Origin of the sequence: Pseudomonas syringae group sp. 247E2, from assembly GCF_032587795.1 — a bacterium.
Classification (GTDB): Bacteria; Pseudomonadota; Gammaproteobacteria; order Pseudomonadales; family Pseudomonadaceae; genus Aquipseudomonas; species Aquipseudomonas amygdali.
Window position 1 is genome coordinate 1 of record NZ_JAWHPK010000026.1, and the last position, 16334, is coordinate 16334.

The window sequence follows — 16334 nt, forward strand, 5'->3', positions numbered from 1 at the left end:
TTCGCTCCTGTTTCCGGCCCGACTTCGTCGGGTTCCTTCGCCCTGTCACTGATCCGGGGGTCGCCGCAACGGGCCATCCATGGCCCGGTGCGGCTAGCCTGGCGTCCTGCCAGGCTACCCCCGGATCAGCGCCAGGACTCAGCCGTCACTAACGTCGCACTCTGCGCCGTCAGTGACATCGCGATAAAAAGCGCTTTCGGATGCAGCGACTACGTATAAGGCATGACGCCATCCAGCATCACCCACGCCATGATTATCGTGCCTGCGCAGGTGGCAGGTAACTTCTTCTCGATTGTAGTAAGGCTATTGATTATCGTGCCTGCGCTCCGCGTAGGCATGCAGTTCGTGACGCTCTGCGTCACACAGCGGTTCTGTGGTTTCAGGTAGATTGAAGGTCGACTCAGGTCACCTTTTCGCCCATCGGCGAGTTACTTTGACGGGGCAAAGTAACCAAACCCCCTCGCTCCTGTTTCCGGCCCGACTTCGTCGGGTTCCTTCGCCCTGACACTGATCCGGGGGTCGCCGCAACGGGCCATCCATGGCCCGGTGCGGCTAGCCTGGCGTCCTGCCAGGCTACCCCCGCATCAGCGCCAGGACTCAGCCGTCACTAACGTCGCACTCTGCGTAGACAGTGCCATCGCGGTTGAAAAGCACTGCGTTGGCAGCACTGCGTGTAAGGCATGACATTGTTTCGTATCGAAGATTTGTGACGCAGAGCGTCACGAACTGCTTACCAACGCGGAGCATTGGCACGATAATCCGATAGTCACTGAAATCCGATAGTCACTAAAGCATGCGGCGCGAGCGTGAGAAATTACTTTCTCGCCGCTTTGGCCACATCAAGCCTGCGCAGGTGGCAGGTGACTTCTTCGCGGTCGTGGTAGAGCTGTTTGCAGCCGATCGACACCCGTACGCCACGCGCCTGAAAGCCTTCTTCGATACGGTCGAGCAAGCGGCGTACTTCGGCGTAGCGCTGTTTCATCGGCAGTTTGAGGTTGACCACTGCTTCGCGGCACAGGCCTTCACCCAGCCAGGTTTCCAGCAACGCGGCATTACGCGCAGGCTTCTCGACGATGTCGCAGACCATCCAGTCCACAGGGTGCCGGGGTTTGTAGGTAAAACCGTCAGCCATCAAGTGCTGGACCAGCCCGGTATCCATCAGGCTTTCCGCCATCGGCCCGTTATCGATGGCCGTCACCAGCATGCCCCGGCGCACCAGTTGATACGTCCAGCCACCCGGTGCGGCGCCAAGGTCCACGCCGGTCATGTCGCCGGAAAGGCGTTCGTCCCACTGGTCTCTGGGGATGAAATGGTGCCATGCCTCTTCCAGCTTCAAGGTGGAACGGCTAGGCGCCTCGCGGGGAAACTTGAGGCGCGGGATGCCCATCGGCCACATGGCAGAGTTGTCCGCATCGGCCAGACCGAGAAACACTTCACGGCCACTCTTGAAGGTCAGTAACAGACGCGGCCTGCGCGGATCGTCAACCAGCTTGCCTGCCTGCATCAGAGCCTTGCGCAGCGGTGCCTCGAACTTCTTGCAGAAATTCGACAGCTCCTTGCCGTCGTTGGTATCCACGACCTCAAGCCACAGGCTGCCGCAGGCCGGAAACGCCGAAAGCTGCGCAAGGATCACACTGATGCGATCGGTTTCCGGCAACTCGAGAAACATCCCCCGCGCCCATTGCCGGGGAAAGATCAGCGCGTCGAAACGCTGACCATTCATCAACCGTTCGGCACCATCCGCCTCGGTGCAGATGAATTCGGCACAGGCGGTATCGTGACGTGCCTTGGCATACCCGGCAACGTCAAGGCGCGCAGCGTGATCGGATATCTCCGAGCAGACTTCTCCCTCAAAACCGGGTCGGCAGTGCATAAACAGTGTATTCATGGGTTACTCCTGGGCAGTGGGCACTCGGGCGTAACCCCGCAGACTTGAAAGCCGCGCATGATAGCCCAATCCAGGAACCACTGGTGCTGCACAACAGTCCACAACAGTTGAAGCCTGATGCGGCGCTCCCGACCTGATGCACATGGAGCCCGTGAACCGATGTTCGGAGAACAATCCAGAAAGGAGACATTCATGCCCTCCCTCGATAGCCTGAAGAGCCTGAAAACGCTCGAAATCGACAACAAGACCTACCATTACTTCAGCCTGCCGGAAGCTGCCCGCTCCCTTGGCGACCTCGACAAGCTGCCCATGTCACTCAAAGTGCTGCTGGAAAACCTGCTGCGTTGGGAGGACAACAAGACCGTCACCGGTAACGACCTCAAGGCTATTGCCGACTGGCTGACCGAGCGCCGTTCGGACCGGGAAATTCAATACCGCCCTGCCCGCGTGCTGATGCAGGACTTCACCGGTGTGCCGGCAGTGGTCGATCTGGCCGCCATGCGCGCTGCCGTGGCCAAGGCTGGTGGTGACCCGCAGCGCATCAACCCGCTGTCCCCGGTGGACCTGGTCATCGACCACTCGGTGATGGTCGACAAGTTTGGCAACGCCGAAGCGTTCGGCGAGAACGTCGACATCGAAATGCAGCGCAACGGTGAGCGCTACGCGTTCCTGCGCTGGGGCCAGAGCGCTTTCGATAACTTCAGCGTAGTGCCGCCCGGCACCGGCATTTGCCATCAGGTGAACCTCGAATACCTGGGCCGCACTGTGTGGACCAAGGAAGAAGACGGCCGCACTTACGCGTTCCCCGACACCCTGGTCGGCACCGATTCGCACACCACGATGATCAATGGCCTGGGCGTACTGGGCTGGGGCGTGGGTGGGATCGAAGCCGAGGCGGCGATGCTTGGCCAGCCAGTGTCGATGCTGATCCCGGAAGTCATCGGTTTCAGGCTGACCGGCAAATTGAAGGAAGGCATCACCGCCACCGATCTGGTGCTGACCGTCACCCAGATGCTGCGCAAGAAAGGTGTGGTCGGCAAGTTTGTCGAGTTCTACGGCGACGGCCTGGCTGATCTGCCACTGGCAGACCGGGCGACCATTGCCAACATGGCACCGGAGTACGGCGCGACCTGTGGTTTCTTCCCGGTCGATGAGGTGACGCTGGACTACCTGCGTCTGTCCGGTCGTCCTGACGAGACCGTCAAGCTGGTCGAGGCGTATTGCAAGGCTCAGGGCCTGTGGCGTCTGGCAGGTCAGGAACCGGTGTTCAGCGACAGTCTGGAACTGGACATGAGTACCGTGGAAGCCAGCCTTGCAGGCCCCAAACGTCCTCAAGACCGTGTCGCGCTGCCGAATGTATCCAAGGCATTCAGCGACTTTCTCGGTTTGCAGGTCAAGCCCGCCAAGGTCGACGAAGGTCGTCTGGAAAGCGAAGGCGGCGGCGGTGTCGCGGTGGGCAACGAGGCTCAGGTCAGCGGTGAAACCCAGTATGAGTACAACGGCCAGACCTATAACCTGAAGGACGGTGCCGTGGTCATCGCGGCGATCACCTCCTGCACCAACACCTCAAACCCCAGCGTCATGATGGCCGCCGGGCTGGTGGCGAAAAAAGCTGTCCAGAAAGGCCTGAAGCGCAAGCCCTGGGTGAAAAGCTCGCTGGCCCCCGGTTCGAAAGTCGTGACCGACTATTACAACGCAGCAGGTCTGACCCAATACCTCGATGCCCTGGGCTTCGATCTGGTCGGTTACGGCTGCACCACCTGCATCGGCAACTCCGGACCGCTGCTGGAGCCTATCGAAAAAGCCATTCAGCAATCCGACCTGACAGTGGCCTCGGTGCTCTCGGGCAACCGCAACTTCGAGGGCCGCGTCCATCCGCTGGTCAAGACCAACTGGCTGGCATCGCCGCCTCTGGTAGTTGCCTACGCGCTGGCAGGCTCGGTACGCATCGACATCAGCAGCGAGCCACTGGGCGAAGGGTCGGACGGCAAACCGGTTTACCTGCGCGATATCTGGCCAAGCCAGCAGGAAATCGCCGACGCGGTGGCCAGCGTCAACACCGGTATGTTCCACAAGGAATACGCCGAAGTGTTTGCCGGTGACGAACAATGGCAAGCCATCGAAGTGCCACAGGCCGCCACTTATGTCTGGCAGGACGACTCCACGTACATTCAGCACCCGCCGTTCTTCGAAGACATCGGTGGTCCATTACCGGTTATCGAAGACGTGGAAAACGCGCGCATCCTCGCCTTGCTGGGCGACTCGGTGACCACCGACCACATCTCCCCTGCCGGGAATATCAAGGTCGACAGCCCCGCCGGACGCTACCTTCAGGAAAAAGGCGTCAAATATCAGGACTTCAACTCCTACGGCTCACGCCGCGGTAACCACGAAGTGATGATGCGCGGCACTTTCGCCAATATCCGCATTCGCAACGAAATGCTCGGCGGTGAGGAAGGCGGTAACACGTTGCATGTGCCCTCCGGCGAGAAGCTGGCGATATACGATGCAGCCATGCGCTACCAGGCAGAAAATACGCCGCTGGTGATCATCGCAGGGCTGGAATACGGCACTGGCTCCAGTCGTGACTGGGCGGCCAAGGGTACTAATCTGTTAGGCGTCAAAGCTGTCATCGCCGAAAGCTTCGAACGGATTCACCGCTCGAATCTGGTCGGTATGGGCGTGCTGCCTTTGCAGTTCAAAAACGGCCAGACGCGCAAGACACTGGGCCTGACCGGCAAGGAAACGCTGAAAATCACCGGACTGACCAACGCCGACGTGCAACCGGGCATGAGCCTGACTCTGCATATCAACCGCCAAGACGGCAGCAAGGAAACCGTTGACGTGCTGTGCCGCATCGACACGCTTAACGAGGTGGAATACTTCAAGGCGGGGGGCATTCTGCATTACGTGTTGCGACAGCTGATCGCTTCCTGACACGCATTGCCTGACACGCAGCCTGCCCCCGCTTAGGGGTCAGGCTCGTGCATGAAGATTTGTATAAGCTCAAACCGGCATCGCTGGACGTCGGATAGAATCCTGCGCTTCTTGAAGCAGGATGTATCTCATGAGTACGAGGCACTGGCTGGTTCTCTTTCTTCTGAGTGCTGGCTACGCGCTTGCACTGTCCTATGGCAGCCTTGCCCCTTCTGCGGCCGCAAGTTTCGGCCTGTTGCTCGTCGCCTGGTTATGCGTGGCGTTGCCCTCCCATCAATACATCCGCCTTTTTGGTCATGCGCTGTTTATTGTGACGGGCCTCGCATTGGCCTTTCATCTGGCACCCGGCTTCAGTAGCGCGCAAGTCATCGAGGCCACCCGATTCACGGCCGATGCCCAGGTTTTTTCCATGTCGCTTTATCTGGACAAGCCTCTGATCGGCTTCTGGCTGATACTGGCCTGCCCGTGGATCATGCCCAGGGTCGACATGACCCATTCGCTGCAAACCGGCGTTCTGGCGCTGATCGTGACGTCAGCGTTCTGCATGACAGCAGCCGTCATTCTCAACGTTGTCGGCTGGGCACCCAAATGGCCTGATCAAGGCCTGATATGGCTGCTCAACAACCTGTTGCTGGTGACCCTGACGGAAGAACTGTTTTTTCGCGCATATCTGCAAGGCGGTCTGCAGCGCCTGTTCAAGGGCTCTAGGTTTGCGAGCGCACTGTCGATCACCCTCGCTGCAAGCCTGTTCGGGCTCGCTCACACAGGTGCTGGCTGGGAGTGGATAGTGTTGGCGAGCATGGCAGGTGTGGGTTACGGCATCGCGTTTCGTTTTGGTGGCTTGCAAGCGGCGATCATCAGTCACTTCGGTCTGAATCTGGTGCACTTCGGGCTTTTCACCTACCCCATGCTTGGCCGGTAATGCTGACTGCCCGGTCATTTGTGACGCACCGCTCAATTTATCGATACGCCGGCCGATAACACGCCATAGTCTTCCGGATCGAAGGATCGAAACCCAATGCGCAACAACCAGCCCATCACTCAACATGAGCGGACTTTTCCTGCCGAGCAGCGACTGATCTCCACCACCGACACCCGCGGTACGATCACGTATTGCAACGATGCCTTCGTCGACATCAGTGGTTACAGCGAGGCGGAACTGCTCGGTGCAGCGCACAACACCGTGCGTCACCCGGACGTGCCACCTGCGGTTTTCGAGCACATGTGGACCACTCTCAAAACCGGGCAGCCGTGGATGGGCATCGTCAAGAATCGCTGCAAGAACGGCGATCATTACTGGGTCAACGCCTACGTGACGCCGATGCTGGAAAACCGCAAGGTGGTGGGTTTCGAGTCGGTACGCATCAAACCGACCGCCGAACAGATCCGTCGTGCCGAGGCGCTTTATGCCCGGATCAACAAGGGCAAGAGCGCGATACCGGGCCGCGACAAGTGGCTGCCGATACTTCAGGACTGGCTGCCATTCATTCTGGTCAGTCAACTAAGCTTCCTGATCGGCGTATGGCTCAACTCGCAGTGGGGCTTTGCCCTGGCGGCGGCGCTTTCAGTGCCACTGGGCCTGCTGGGGTTGTCCTGGCAGCAGCGCGGCACCAAACGTTTGTTGCGCCTGGCCGAGCAGACGACCTCTGACCCACTCATCGCACAGATGTATACCGACAGCCGTGGCCCACAAGCGCGCCTGGAAATGTCGATCCTCAGCCAGGAAGCACGTCTGAAGACTTGTCTTACGCGTTTGCAGGACACCGCCGAACACTTGACCAGTCAGGCTCGTCAGTCCAACTCGCTGGCCAATGCCAGTTCGGCCGGGCTGGAGCGTCAGCGTGTGGAAACCGAGCAGGTCGCCGCCGCCATCAATCAGATGGCCGCCACTACCCAGGAAGTCGCCAGCCACGTAAACCGTGCTGCCGATGCCACCCAGCAGGCCAATGAACTGACGCGTCGCGGCCGCGATATCGCCGGTGAAACCCGCGAAGCCATTCAGCGCCTGTCCACCTCGGTGGGTGAAACCGGCCTGACCGTGACCCGACTGGCCAAGGACAGCGATGAAATCGGCGGCGTGGTCGATGTGATCAAAGGCATCGCCGACCAGACCAACCTGCTGGCCCTAAACGCCGCGATCGAAGCGGCGCGCGCCGGCGAGATGGGCCGCGGCTTTGCGGTCGTGGCGGATGAAGTACGCCAGTTGGCGCAACGCACCGCCGAGTCCACCGGGCAGATCCATGGTCTGATCGCCAAACTGCAGCAGACCGCCAACGACGCGGTACAAACCATGGACGCAGGTCGCCGTCAGGCAGAAGAAGGCGTGGCCCGGGTGCTGGAAGCGGACCAGGCACTGGTGGGCATCAGCGAGGCCGTCGCCAACATCACTGACATGACCACCCAGATCGCCACTGCCACTGAAGAGCAAAGCGCCGTCGCCGAGGAGATCAACCGCAATATCGCCACCATCGCCAGCCTGGCTGACCAGACATCGGACGAAGCCCATCGCTCGGCAGTGTTGAGTGGTGAACTGACCGATACGGCAAACTCGCAGTATTCGCTGGTGGAGCGGTTTAATCGCTGAGACTTGAGACTGTTTTCAACGCCTCGACAAACTTCGGTTGGTCGGGGCTTTTTTATGGGGTGCCAGTGTTATGCGCGGTTAGCTTTAAATATAAATCTGACAGAATCCTGGAAGCGATCTGAAGACTGCGTAGGATATTTCTTTAACACCTTCGACGACAGAAATTTAGCACTTTTTACCGTTGACAGCGCACTCATACTCCGATGAGTTGAAATTCAAGTGGTGCGGTAGTTATTTATTACCCCCGTAACTATCGTTTATCACTTGAGTAAAAACTTCAGCTCTGCGCCATGTGGCGCCTGCCTTTTTAATTGGAGAGACAACCTGCAGAATTTCAGCGAGTACTATCAATTTTCCACACCCGTGTTCCAGCAGCAAGCCCTATAGATAGCTTTCAGTCAGAGGTTCCTGCCAGCGACCATGTCACGATCAACTATAAGGTCATCGACTGCGCGGACAATGCGTCACTGCTCTCGCACTCCGTGACGCTGTCAATGCAGCTTTAAGCACAGCAGCCTACATTTCTTGCCTACAACCTTGACGGTTTCGCACGCTGATACGTGCGAGACCCTAATGATAAAGTTGAGTGAATATTCCTATGCATGAGTGGGAATCTAGACAAAACGCAGTTTTTTACCTTTTGTAAGATTTATCTGTAGTTAACGTCCTACAGGTATTTCACGCAGAAAAAGTTCAAGAAAAATACCTGCATCCAGCTTTACCCTTTATTTACAGCATCCTTGACACTAATGATCAATAATTTAGTACGCACATGCTACAAAATGTAACTGCACAACCATACACAACCCATGCATGGCTTTGAAATGGGCAGACACTTGACCTGAACACTTATGTGCCTTGTAATATTTCCGCTGCCGACAACTGCCGGCATATACATAACAACTCAACTTAATGTCAATAAAAGAGTTTACGATGGATAAAGAACAATCCACGGATGTAGCGGCGCGCACCCAAAAAGAAAAAAACAACCCCAAAAGCGCGAGTGCTGTTCAAGAAGCCCCACTCCACGAGAGCCTCTACCGACAGGCGAGCCCCCTCCATCTTCCGTCCGATATTTCCAGTACGCTGAAAGCACCTGTGCTGCCTGACATCGATCCTGATTCCATCAGTCACGAGCAGGCACATGCGGGCATTACCATTCATATCCCCGGGTCAGTCAAAATGTGCTGGGGTGACGAAATCCATTTCTATTGGGGGAAAAACCTGTCATCGACAACGCTTTTCCATCGGGTAGGCGAAAACAGCGTGGTACGTGTGCTGTGTATTTCCTACAACTTCACGCCCTATGTTCAGTACGGTCTGGTTGACCTGTATTACGAGCTTTATCGCGATCATCGCCTGATCGGCACATCGCCGGTGTTGCGGGTGAACGTCAACTACGCAGTGCCTGTCACGTCCCGACAGAGGCAACGCAAACGCAGGTTTATCGATCAATAACTGAAGAGCCCCCGGTGATCACTCACCGGGGGCTCCGGTGTTGCTCAGGCACTGGCCTTAAGAATCAGAATGCCAGGCGTAGCCCCACATTTGCCCCCCAGGGTTGCTCGATATGCCGACCTTTCATGTAATCGAAGTCTGCATGCAGTTTCAGACGTTCGGACAGCGACACCGATACCCCGGCGCCCAGTTCGCCGCGAGAACCGAACAGGCTGTTATCAAATTTAACATCGTTGGCTTTCACCTCGTTATGGCGCGAAAACTCCTGCGCAATGGCGACACGCACATAAGGCTGCAGCACTCCGCCATCCTTGAGCGCAACACTGCGGCCCAGCGAGGTGCCGACCTTGCCCAGTACTGACTGGGTGTGGTCGTTCTTCGCCTTCATGCCATTATCCAGACGCAGCTCCTGTCCCTGAACGACAACGCTGGACAGCTGAGCGAAGGGCTCAAGGAAGTAATCGTCCGCCAGCTTGATGTGGCGGCCGAACTCTACCCAGCCCCCTACCCCGTTGTTGGTGTAGTCACCCTTGGCCTTGCTTGCATCGCTCATGGCAACATCTGCCTTGTTGCGAAAGCGGTTGAGTTTGAGCACCCCGTCAACGTAGTAGCCGTCGTCCGACAGCCAAGTGGCATAGGCACCTGCATAGTAGCTGTCGACTTTTCCCGTAGTACCACGGCTCAAATCGATACCGGACGTGCTGTACCCTCCCAGCACACCCAACACCAATTGGCCGCTGCTGACCTCGACAGGCGCATCGGCACCCAGCGACAGGCCACTTTGCTTCTGCCGATAGTCGACACCATCACTGGTCGTGGCATTAAGCCTGTTGCCATAGGCACGCATCCAGCCGCCCGCCCTGCCGCTTGCGCGAACCTCGCCCATGCGCGAACGCAGGGTAGAGAGCTCACTCATCCAGATGGCAGGTGCCGCGCTGTAAAGCGCAAGCGCGCTCTGGGTCGAGGGGCTTATGACCTTATCTTTACCGACGATGAACCAGTCATTGCCCTGTTGCTCCAGCAGATACGAATAGGCGCCGAGGTCGACACGCCCGCCCAGCAGGCTGAATTGCGCGTCACCACCTTCGGTATGCACCACCTTGAGCGGTGCCATGTCAGCAGAGACAACCTCCACCCCCGTGTTGCGCACCCGCAACCCGAACTGACCACTGGCCTGGCCGTTGACGTCGATGAGATCTCCGACACCGTTGTCCAGATCCACGCGCAAACCAAACGTGCCGCCCCCTGACAACTCATTCAGCGAAAGTGTATGGAACCCTTCACCAGCAAACGAAACCCTCCCCCCGTGCAGGGAAAGCGACTTGACGGCATTGTCGCCCTGCATCTGCCAGTGACTGCCCGAGGTAATCGCCAGACGGTTGCCATTGACGATGTCGCCGTTCAATTGCGCGTCGTTTTGCAGCGTGATGTTCAGGATGCTGGTGTCATCGGCGACAAGGTCGCCGTAGAGGGTGCTGTTGTCGACGTTGAAGTTGACAGTGCTGTGATCTTCCACCTCCAGCAGGTTGCCATTTCCGGCCCATAGCTCGGAATGGTTTTGCACAGCAATGTCGGCCTCGATGTCGAGCGCAGCGCGCTGGTTTACTTTGATGGCGGCCCCGGCCAAACCCTGGACTATCGATCGGTCAATCACAGCAACGGACTTGTTTCCGACCAGTATTCCGGCTTGGGATCCATCTACCAGATGGATTCCATTCATGTCGCCTGTCACATGACTGTTGTCGGCGATCAGCACATTGGCGCCAGAAACAAAAATCCCCTGGCCACTTTTGCTTTGCGACGCAAACCCGCGCACATCGGTATTGAAAATACTCAGCGCCCCCCACAACCCGACTGAAATACCGTAGCCCGATCCCGATACATCGCTTGAATGAGCCGATACCGTGGAGCCAGGGTTGATAGAGCCCATCACTCCATGAAGAACGATGCCGCTATCTGTCGCGTTTTTCACGGTAGCGTTGGAGAGATTACCCAGCGCATCGGAAAGGCTGATACCGCTCTCAACCACGCCGGACTGAATATTGACCGTAGAGTCTCTCACGACCACCTGGTCTGCTCGCCCACCGACAATATTAAGAACACTTTGATCACCAATATGATAAGAATCGAAGGGAGTATCAGGACCTACGGTAATGATTTCAGCCCGTCTAACGGTTTCATCTGGCAACTCTCCATCCGGCCACAATCCGGTGACTGCTTCAGTGTCTAAAGACAGACCATTATTATCGCTCGATGCCGCTGCCGACGCCTGCACATTAGCTAGAGCACCAAAGGCAATCACGGCAAGTTGAAACGCGCCACCCCGCGACTTAACGACATTACTTTTTCTACTAGACACCGTCCATCTCCTCGTTTTTTTGAGAGTGGAAAGATAGCTCACTTAATTCATAAACTCTGGCCCTGTTCAATACCCAAAACGTAGGAGCACTCCCAAAATAATATAAGAATTTTCTTACAGCGAGCATCCAAATGGACGCCAAGCAAAAAATTCGCAAACCAATTAAATAATCCCCACGCAACCACTTGACCAACCCACTAAAACCCTATTACGTCCAATTGTGACTGGGAACATCATTAGCTCTTTCGCCAAGTACCAGCCAAAAAAACCCTTATTCAGAAACGCGTTCGAAAGAGTAGGAAATCCCCTACAAAATTTTAATGACAAGGCATCTACACATGAAAAATTGCTCAAACAACTATCTCCCAACACCTGTTTCAGTTTACGGAAACAGGCATCGAAACTTGAATCTTGTATTGACTGCACCCGATATTGCAGTCGCATTTCATGATCAGGATACGCCAGGGCTCATACCGGTCGCTGACGCATCCCAAACGTTGACGGTCGATCTCGTTGTATGGCCAGCCGCACTTCCTGGTTACACCTATCAACTGCTGTTCAACAGTATCGCGACCGGTCCCCGAAAACTGATTCTGCCCTCACATGCACCAGGAGACCCCCTGCACCTGGAGATCCCGGCCGAACTGTTGCTGGAAGGTTTCCACGATGTCGCGTACGTCGTTGTCAATCCGATCAATCAGGCAGAACAGAAATCGGAAATTTTCCGGATTCAGATCGACCGGACAGCGCCAGGCGCTCCGGAGCTTGCTGCCATACAGTTCCCAGCCGAGATCCAGAACGGTCTGACTGCCGCCGAGCTCGATCAACTGGGTGGCCAACTTGATGTACAGATTGCCGGCTACACCGGTATGGCCAAGCATGACCGCATTCTGACCAGGTGGGGAGATATCGTAGGCCCCACTGCTGTCGTCAACGAAACCGACATGGGGCTGGACAAGGTCTCGGTCACTTTTACACGAGCGTTTCTGCAAACGTTGGGGGAGGAAGAAAAGCAGGTTTGTTACCAGGTCATCGATCGTGCGGGCAACCCTTCAATCCTCTCGAACACTGTAGAGGTGAAATTAAGGCTGAAAGACTTGCCTTCTGATTATCCGGCACCTGTCATTGATCAAGCGGTAGGCGATCTGGTTGATTATCTGGAAGCTCAAGCGGGAGTACTTGTCGACATCCCCCATTACCCGGGCGCAGCGGCGCTTGATAGCATCCAGCTATTCTGGGGCACCAGTAATCCCTTGACCCCTGTATTCGTCGCGCCTGGCGACGAAGATGAAGCCGTCATACTCACGTTGAAACTGCCATTTGAGGCCATTGCCCAAGGTCCGCAAGGCGACACAGCGGTTCATTATGACGTGTTTCGCAACGGCGAACTGACGGGCACATCGCTGGACACCCATATAGACGTTTTTACAACACTTCCCTTCCCCACCCCCTTGAACAATTTGACGGTACAAGGGACGAGCGTACAAAACCCGAACACTCAGGACAACTTTATCGATGAAGACGATTACGAGTTGAACGGCAGAGGGGTGGTGGCCTGGAATACGGGGTTCGAAATCAATGATGATCTGAACCTGTACTGGGGCAATCAGGTAAAAACGCAGTGGTATCAAATACGGTCTAGCGACGTTGCAGCGGCAAGAGACTTGATTATTCCGATTGATAACGAGCTGATGAAGTTGCAAGGCACCGGCGAAGCCATTCCCGTGTATTTCACAGTCACGCGTACAGGAAACCCGAACAGTATGACGAGTCCGACTCAGCCTGTAACAGTACGGTCTCGAGAAGAGCAACCCGGTGGCGAAAACGGATTGACCGGGCCCACGTTCAATCTCACGTCCAACGGAGTGCTGGGCCCCAATGAAAATCCGGACGGTGCCGATGTAAAAGTTTCACCTTATGTCAATATTGCCGAGGGCCAGAAGATCACCTTCACGTTCAAGGGTTTTGACGACTTCAATAATCCCATCGAAGCCGCTACTTATGTGACGACTCGTAAGCTGGATGAAGTGGATGTTGTGCAAGGGCATGTATTCAAGGTCCCTCAGATCAACACACTGCTTATTTGCACAGGGTTTGCGGAGGCGAGTTATACCGTCGACCCTGTCGAAGGCAGCAATCAAAGTCCGGCAAACTCCACGGTCACTCGCGTCATCGTGCATATGCTTAAACCTACCGACTTTACCTGTCTGAGTCGCTAAACCGTTGCGGGCTCACAAAGCCCGCAACTTTTAAACTTATAAGGAACACCCATGTATAACCTTGCGACTGAAAAAAAAGAAACCGTGCTGACTGCGCCAGTCATCGCAGCCGCCTTGAACGATGGGCTATTACCCATCGACAGTTTGAACACGCCCCTCGAAGTGCTGTTGAACGTCTGGCAAGGCGCGCGCCCTGGCTATACCTATCAGCTGTACTTCGATGGAGTGCTTATTGGTCTCAAGAAAGAGATCCTGCTTTCGCAGATGCCAGGTGACGACCTCATGCTGCACATTCCATCCGAGCTGTTGACCGAAGGCCGTCACTCTGTGGCTTACGCGGTCGAAAACCCGATCAATATGGTCGTCGAGTTTTCTGCCGAGACAGTTGTAATCGTAGACCTAACCCCGCCTGGCGATCCGCTGCTGGCCCCCATCATTTTTCCCACGCAGGTACAGAACGGTCTGACCTCAGAAGAACTGCAAACCATGGGTAACGTGCTTTCAGGGACGATTGCCAGCTACAACGGCATGCAGGAGGGCGATGTCGTCCGCACCTACTGGAATGATCTGCCCGGTCCGATGGCGGTGGTGAGCAGTGATGACGTGGGTCTTAAACGAACAATGGTCGACTTCGCCAGGTCGTTTCTGGAGTTGATCGGCGACATTGAGGCGCCGGTTTACTACACGATTACAGATCTGGCAGGGAATCTGTCCATGGCCTCGGAGGCGGTGGACGTGAAGCTGCAACTCGCGCAAGCAACGCCCCTGCCCACCCCAACCATAAAAGAAGCCGCCGGCAACACGCTAGACCCGGCTAACGCCCCATTCGGGGCAACCGTGGTGATCGACGCCACCGCCAACCTGAAAGCCGGCGATCAGGTGATCGTGCAATGGCAAGGGCCCAACGGCAATGACACACGGGAAAAGACGCTGACCGGCGCGGACGCGGGCAAGACGCTGGAGGTAGTGTTTGCTGCGGCGCTGGTAACGGCAAACGCCGGGCAGACGGTGGCGGTTTCTTATGTGGTCAATCGCGTCAATGGTCTGGTACAGGTATCCGACACACTGGCCTTGCAGATTCTGATGGGGCAGCCCGAGCTGGTGCTGGACACTTCGCCGGTTACGCTGGCCGGCAAGGTGTATCTGCTCCCAGGCTTGCCGGAACTGTTGCCGAACTTCCCGGCCGACACCACCCTTCAGCGTCAGGCCAGTGGCGGACAGGCACCCTATCAGTACACCTCGAGCAACCCGCTGGTCGCGAAAGTGGACAGCAACGGGCTGGCCTCGGTTCGAGGCAACGGCACGGCCACCATTACGGCGACCGATGCTTTGGGCGCGAGTAAAAGCTACCTGATCACCGTCGTCGGCGTCATCCATTGCATCGGCCTGGGCAGCGGGAGCTTTTCTCAGATCAGCAAAAACGCAGGCAACAACGGCGCAAGGATTCCGACCATTCACGAACTGGTGGAGATCTATAACCTGTACGGCAATCGCTGGCCGATGGGCAACGGTAATTATTGGTCGTCCACTGTTTCAAGCGCCGGCATCGGGGGCTGGAACTGGTACTACGTGAAGAACATGGTCTCTGGCGGAAACTTCAAGTTGAAGAGCCACAACTCCAGTCTTGGCGTTGGCATCAGATGATCGAAAACTGATGAACCTGTAATCATCAAACAGGGCGTTACCTGAGAGGGCAACGCCCTGCTTCTATTCATACGTTCTACAGAGTCAGGCCATGCACCCCACCACATCCCCAGCCAAACGCTTTGTTCGTCCCGCGTCGTGTGAAGGCAGCTTTCAGGCCTGCGTCAATAAGCGACCGTTCAAGGTGCTTGCCCTGGCGGGCCAATTGACCCTGCGGGCTGAGCTGGAACAGGCACCCGATCAGTGGGTATGGAAGCTGATCGTCGACGGCAAGGTGGGCACAAAACGAACGACTATCGGGCTGTTTCTGGACAACGACCTGAAACCCGGTGATCACAATCTGCCAGGCCATGCCCAGATCAAAGTGATTTACAACGAGACGCAGCACCGGCAGAACACCCTCTATCATTCGGCACACTTTCAAAACGGCACCCTGAGCCTGTTGGAAGCCAATCCCTATACTCTGCGCCTGCGCGGACGCTTCAGTTTCAGCATGTCATCGATTAATTTCGAAGTGACCAACGGCTTTTTCGACGTACATTGCCGATAAATCAGGTGCGCAGAAAGCGGGCAATCACTTGCGCCGACTCGACCAGGCATTGTTCATGGCTGATACCTGCGACTTTTAATGGTTTGAGGTCGTGATTGGCGGTCGGCAACCAGTGCAGTTGAATAGCGCTGGACAACGCATAACCCTCCACTGCTTCGCGATTACCCAACGCATCGCGCTCGCCCTGAACGATCAGAGCAGGTGTCTTCAATTCAGCCAGATGGGCCACGCGCGGTTTCTCCGGCTTGCCCACGGCATAGAACGGATACCCCAGGCAAACCAGCGCATCCGCCTCGATATCATCGGCAATCAGGCTGGCCATTCGCCCGCCCATCGACTTGCCGCCAACAGCCAGTCGCCCAGCCACAAAAGGCCTGACCAAGGCATAGACCTCTCGCCAGCATTCCAGCAATTGCGCCTGCGGATTGGGCGGACGCTTGCTGCCGCCGTGACGCCGCAGGGCCATGTAAGGAAACTCGAAGCGCAGGACGCTGACGCCTTGCGCCGCAATATCGGTGGCCATGTGGCTCATGAAATCGCTGTCCATCGGTGCGCCTGCGCCATGTGCCAGCAGCAAGGTGGGCGCCTCGTGCGCGTCTGCCCGCAGGGTGGGCGTCCATAACCAGCCTTTTTCGTTGATCAGTTGCAGCCATTGATCCTTGCCGATGCCGGGCTGTGGGCCTTTGCTCATGCTT

10 protein-coding genes are annotated in these 16334 nt (G+C 56.6%); 7 read left to right on the forward strand and 3 right to left on the reverse strand.

All coding sequences use genetic code 11. The features are described 5' to 3' along the window. Window positions 1–814: 814 nt before the first annotated feature. Window positions 815–1888, reverse strand: coding sequence for a 23S rRNA (cytidine(2498)-2'-O)-methyltransferase RlmM (gene rlmM, locus RYC18_RS22130; RefSeq protein WP_316886854.1), 1074 nt, complete (start codon window positions 1886–1888; stop codon window positions 815–817). 192 nt (window positions 1889–2080) lie between these two features. Here rlmM and acnA point away from each other — a divergent pair, with 192 nt between their 5' ends. From acnA to RYC18_RS22150, 4 genes are all read left to right on the forward strand, one after another. Beyond that, window positions 2081–4825, forward strand: coding sequence for an aconitate hydratase AcnA (gene acnA, locus RYC18_RS22135; protein WP_057404200.1), 2745 nt, complete (start codon window positions 2081–2083; stop codon window positions 4823–4825). Window positions 4826–4955: 130 nt separating this feature from the next. Further along, on the forward strand, window positions 4956–5747 hold the full coding sequence (locus RYC18_RS22140; protein WP_316886856.1) for a CPBP family intramembrane glutamic endopeptidase: 792 nt from the start codon (window positions 4956–4958) through the stop codon (window positions 5745–5747). A gap of 96 nt (window positions 5748–5843) precedes the next feature. Continuing rightward, a complete protein-coding gene (locus RYC18_RS22145; RefSeq protein WP_316886857.1) occupies window positions 5844–7409 on the forward strand; it encodes a PAS domain-containing methyl-accepting chemotaxis protein in 1566 nt (521 codons plus the stop codon). Window positions 7410–8342: 933 nt separating this feature from the next. Further along, entirely contained in the window at window positions 8343–8867 is a 525-nt protein-coding gene (locus RYC18_RS22150) for a hypothetical protein (protein ID WP_316886858.1), read from the forward strand. Between the two features lie 64 nt (window positions 8868–8931). Here RYC18_RS22150 and RYC18_RS22155 read toward each other — a convergent pair whose 3' ends face one another. Next, window positions 8932–10797 carry an autotransporter outer membrane beta-barrel domain-containing protein gene (locus RYC18_RS22155; RefSeq protein WP_316886874.1) on the reverse strand — a complete coding sequence of 622 codons (1866 nt, stop codon included), beginning with the start codon at window positions 10795–10797 and terminating at the stop codon, window positions 8932–8934. A 767-nt stretch (window positions 10798–11564) separates the two neighbouring features. On the opposite strand from RYC18_RS22155, the gene RYC18_RS22160 reads away from it, so the two are divergent. The 3 genes from RYC18_RS22160 to RYC18_RS22170 all read left to right on the forward strand — a co-directional run bounded on the left by RYC18_RS22160 (window position 11565) and on the right by RYC18_RS22170 (window position 15639). Beyond that, a complete protein-coding gene (locus tag RYC18_RS22160) occupies window positions 11565–13445 on the forward strand; it encodes a hypothetical protein (RefSeq protein ID WP_044299348.1) in 1881 nt (626 codons plus the stop codon). 51 nt (window positions 13446–13496) lie between these two features. After that, window positions 13497–15089 carry an Ig-like domain-containing protein gene (locus tag RYC18_RS22165; RefSeq protein WP_316886859.1) on the forward strand — a complete coding sequence of 531 codons (1593 nt, stop codon included), beginning with the start codon at window positions 13497–13499 and terminating at the stop codon, window positions 15087–15089. A 91-nt stretch (window positions 15090–15180) separates the two neighbouring features. Then, window positions 15181–15639 (forward strand): hypothetical protein, encoded by a 459-nt coding sequence (locus tag RYC18_RS22170; RefSeq protein WP_005731593.1) that lies wholly within the window; start codon window positions 15181–15183, stop codon window positions 15637–15639. A gap of 1 nt (window position 15640) precedes the next feature. On the opposite strand, the gene RYC18_RS22175 is transcribed toward RYC18_RS22170, so the two are convergent. Further along, a complete protein-coding gene (locus RYC18_RS22175) occupies window positions 15641–16330 on the reverse strand; it encodes an alpha/beta family hydrolase (RefSeq protein ID WP_005780481.1) in 690 nt (229 codons plus the stop codon). Window positions 16331–16334: the final 4 nt, after the last annotated feature.

What these genes read in the sequence shown, in the direction of transcription:
- rlmM (WP_316886854.1), bottom strand. Translation starts at nt 1,888, where the DNA reads ATGAATACACTGTTTATGCACTGCCGACCCGGTTTTGAGGGAGAAGTC.
- acnA (WP_057404200.1), top strand. Translation starts at nt 2,081, where the DNA reads ATGCCCTCCCTCGATAGCCTGAAGAGCCTGAAAACGCTCGAAATCGAC.
- RYC18_RS22140 (WP_316886856.1), top strand. Translation starts at nt 4,956, where the DNA reads ATGAGTACGAGGCACTGGCTGGTTCTCTTTCTTCTGAGTGCTGGCTAC.
- RYC18_RS22145 (WP_316886857.1), top strand. Translation starts at nt 5,844, where the DNA reads ATGCGCAACAACCAGCCCATCACTCAACATGAGCGGACTTTTCCTGCC.
- RYC18_RS22150 (WP_316886858.1), top strand. Translation starts at nt 8,343, where the DNA reads ATGGATAAAGAACAATCCACGGATGTAGCGGCGCGCACCCAAAAAGAA.
- RYC18_RS22155 (WP_316886874.1), bottom strand. Translation starts at nt 10,797, where the DNA reads ATGGGCTCTATCAACCCTGGCTCCACGGTATCGGCTCATTCAAGCGAT.
- RYC18_RS22160 (WP_044299348.1), top strand. Translation starts at nt 11,565, where the DNA reads ATGAAAAATTGCTCAAACAACTATCTCCCAACACCTGTTTCAGTTTAC.
- RYC18_RS22165 (WP_316886859.1), top strand. Translation starts at nt 13,497, where the DNA reads ATGTATAACCTTGCGACTGAAAAAAAAGAAACCGTGCTGACTGCGCCA.
- RYC18_RS22170 (WP_005731593.1), top strand. Translation starts at nt 15,181, where the DNA reads ATGCACCCCACCACATCCCCAGCCAAACGCTTTGTTCGTCCCGCGTCG.
- RYC18_RS22175 (WP_005780481.1), bottom strand. Translation starts at nt 16,330, where the DNA reads ATGAGCAAAGGCCCACAGCCCGGCATCGGCAAGGATCAATGGCTGCAA.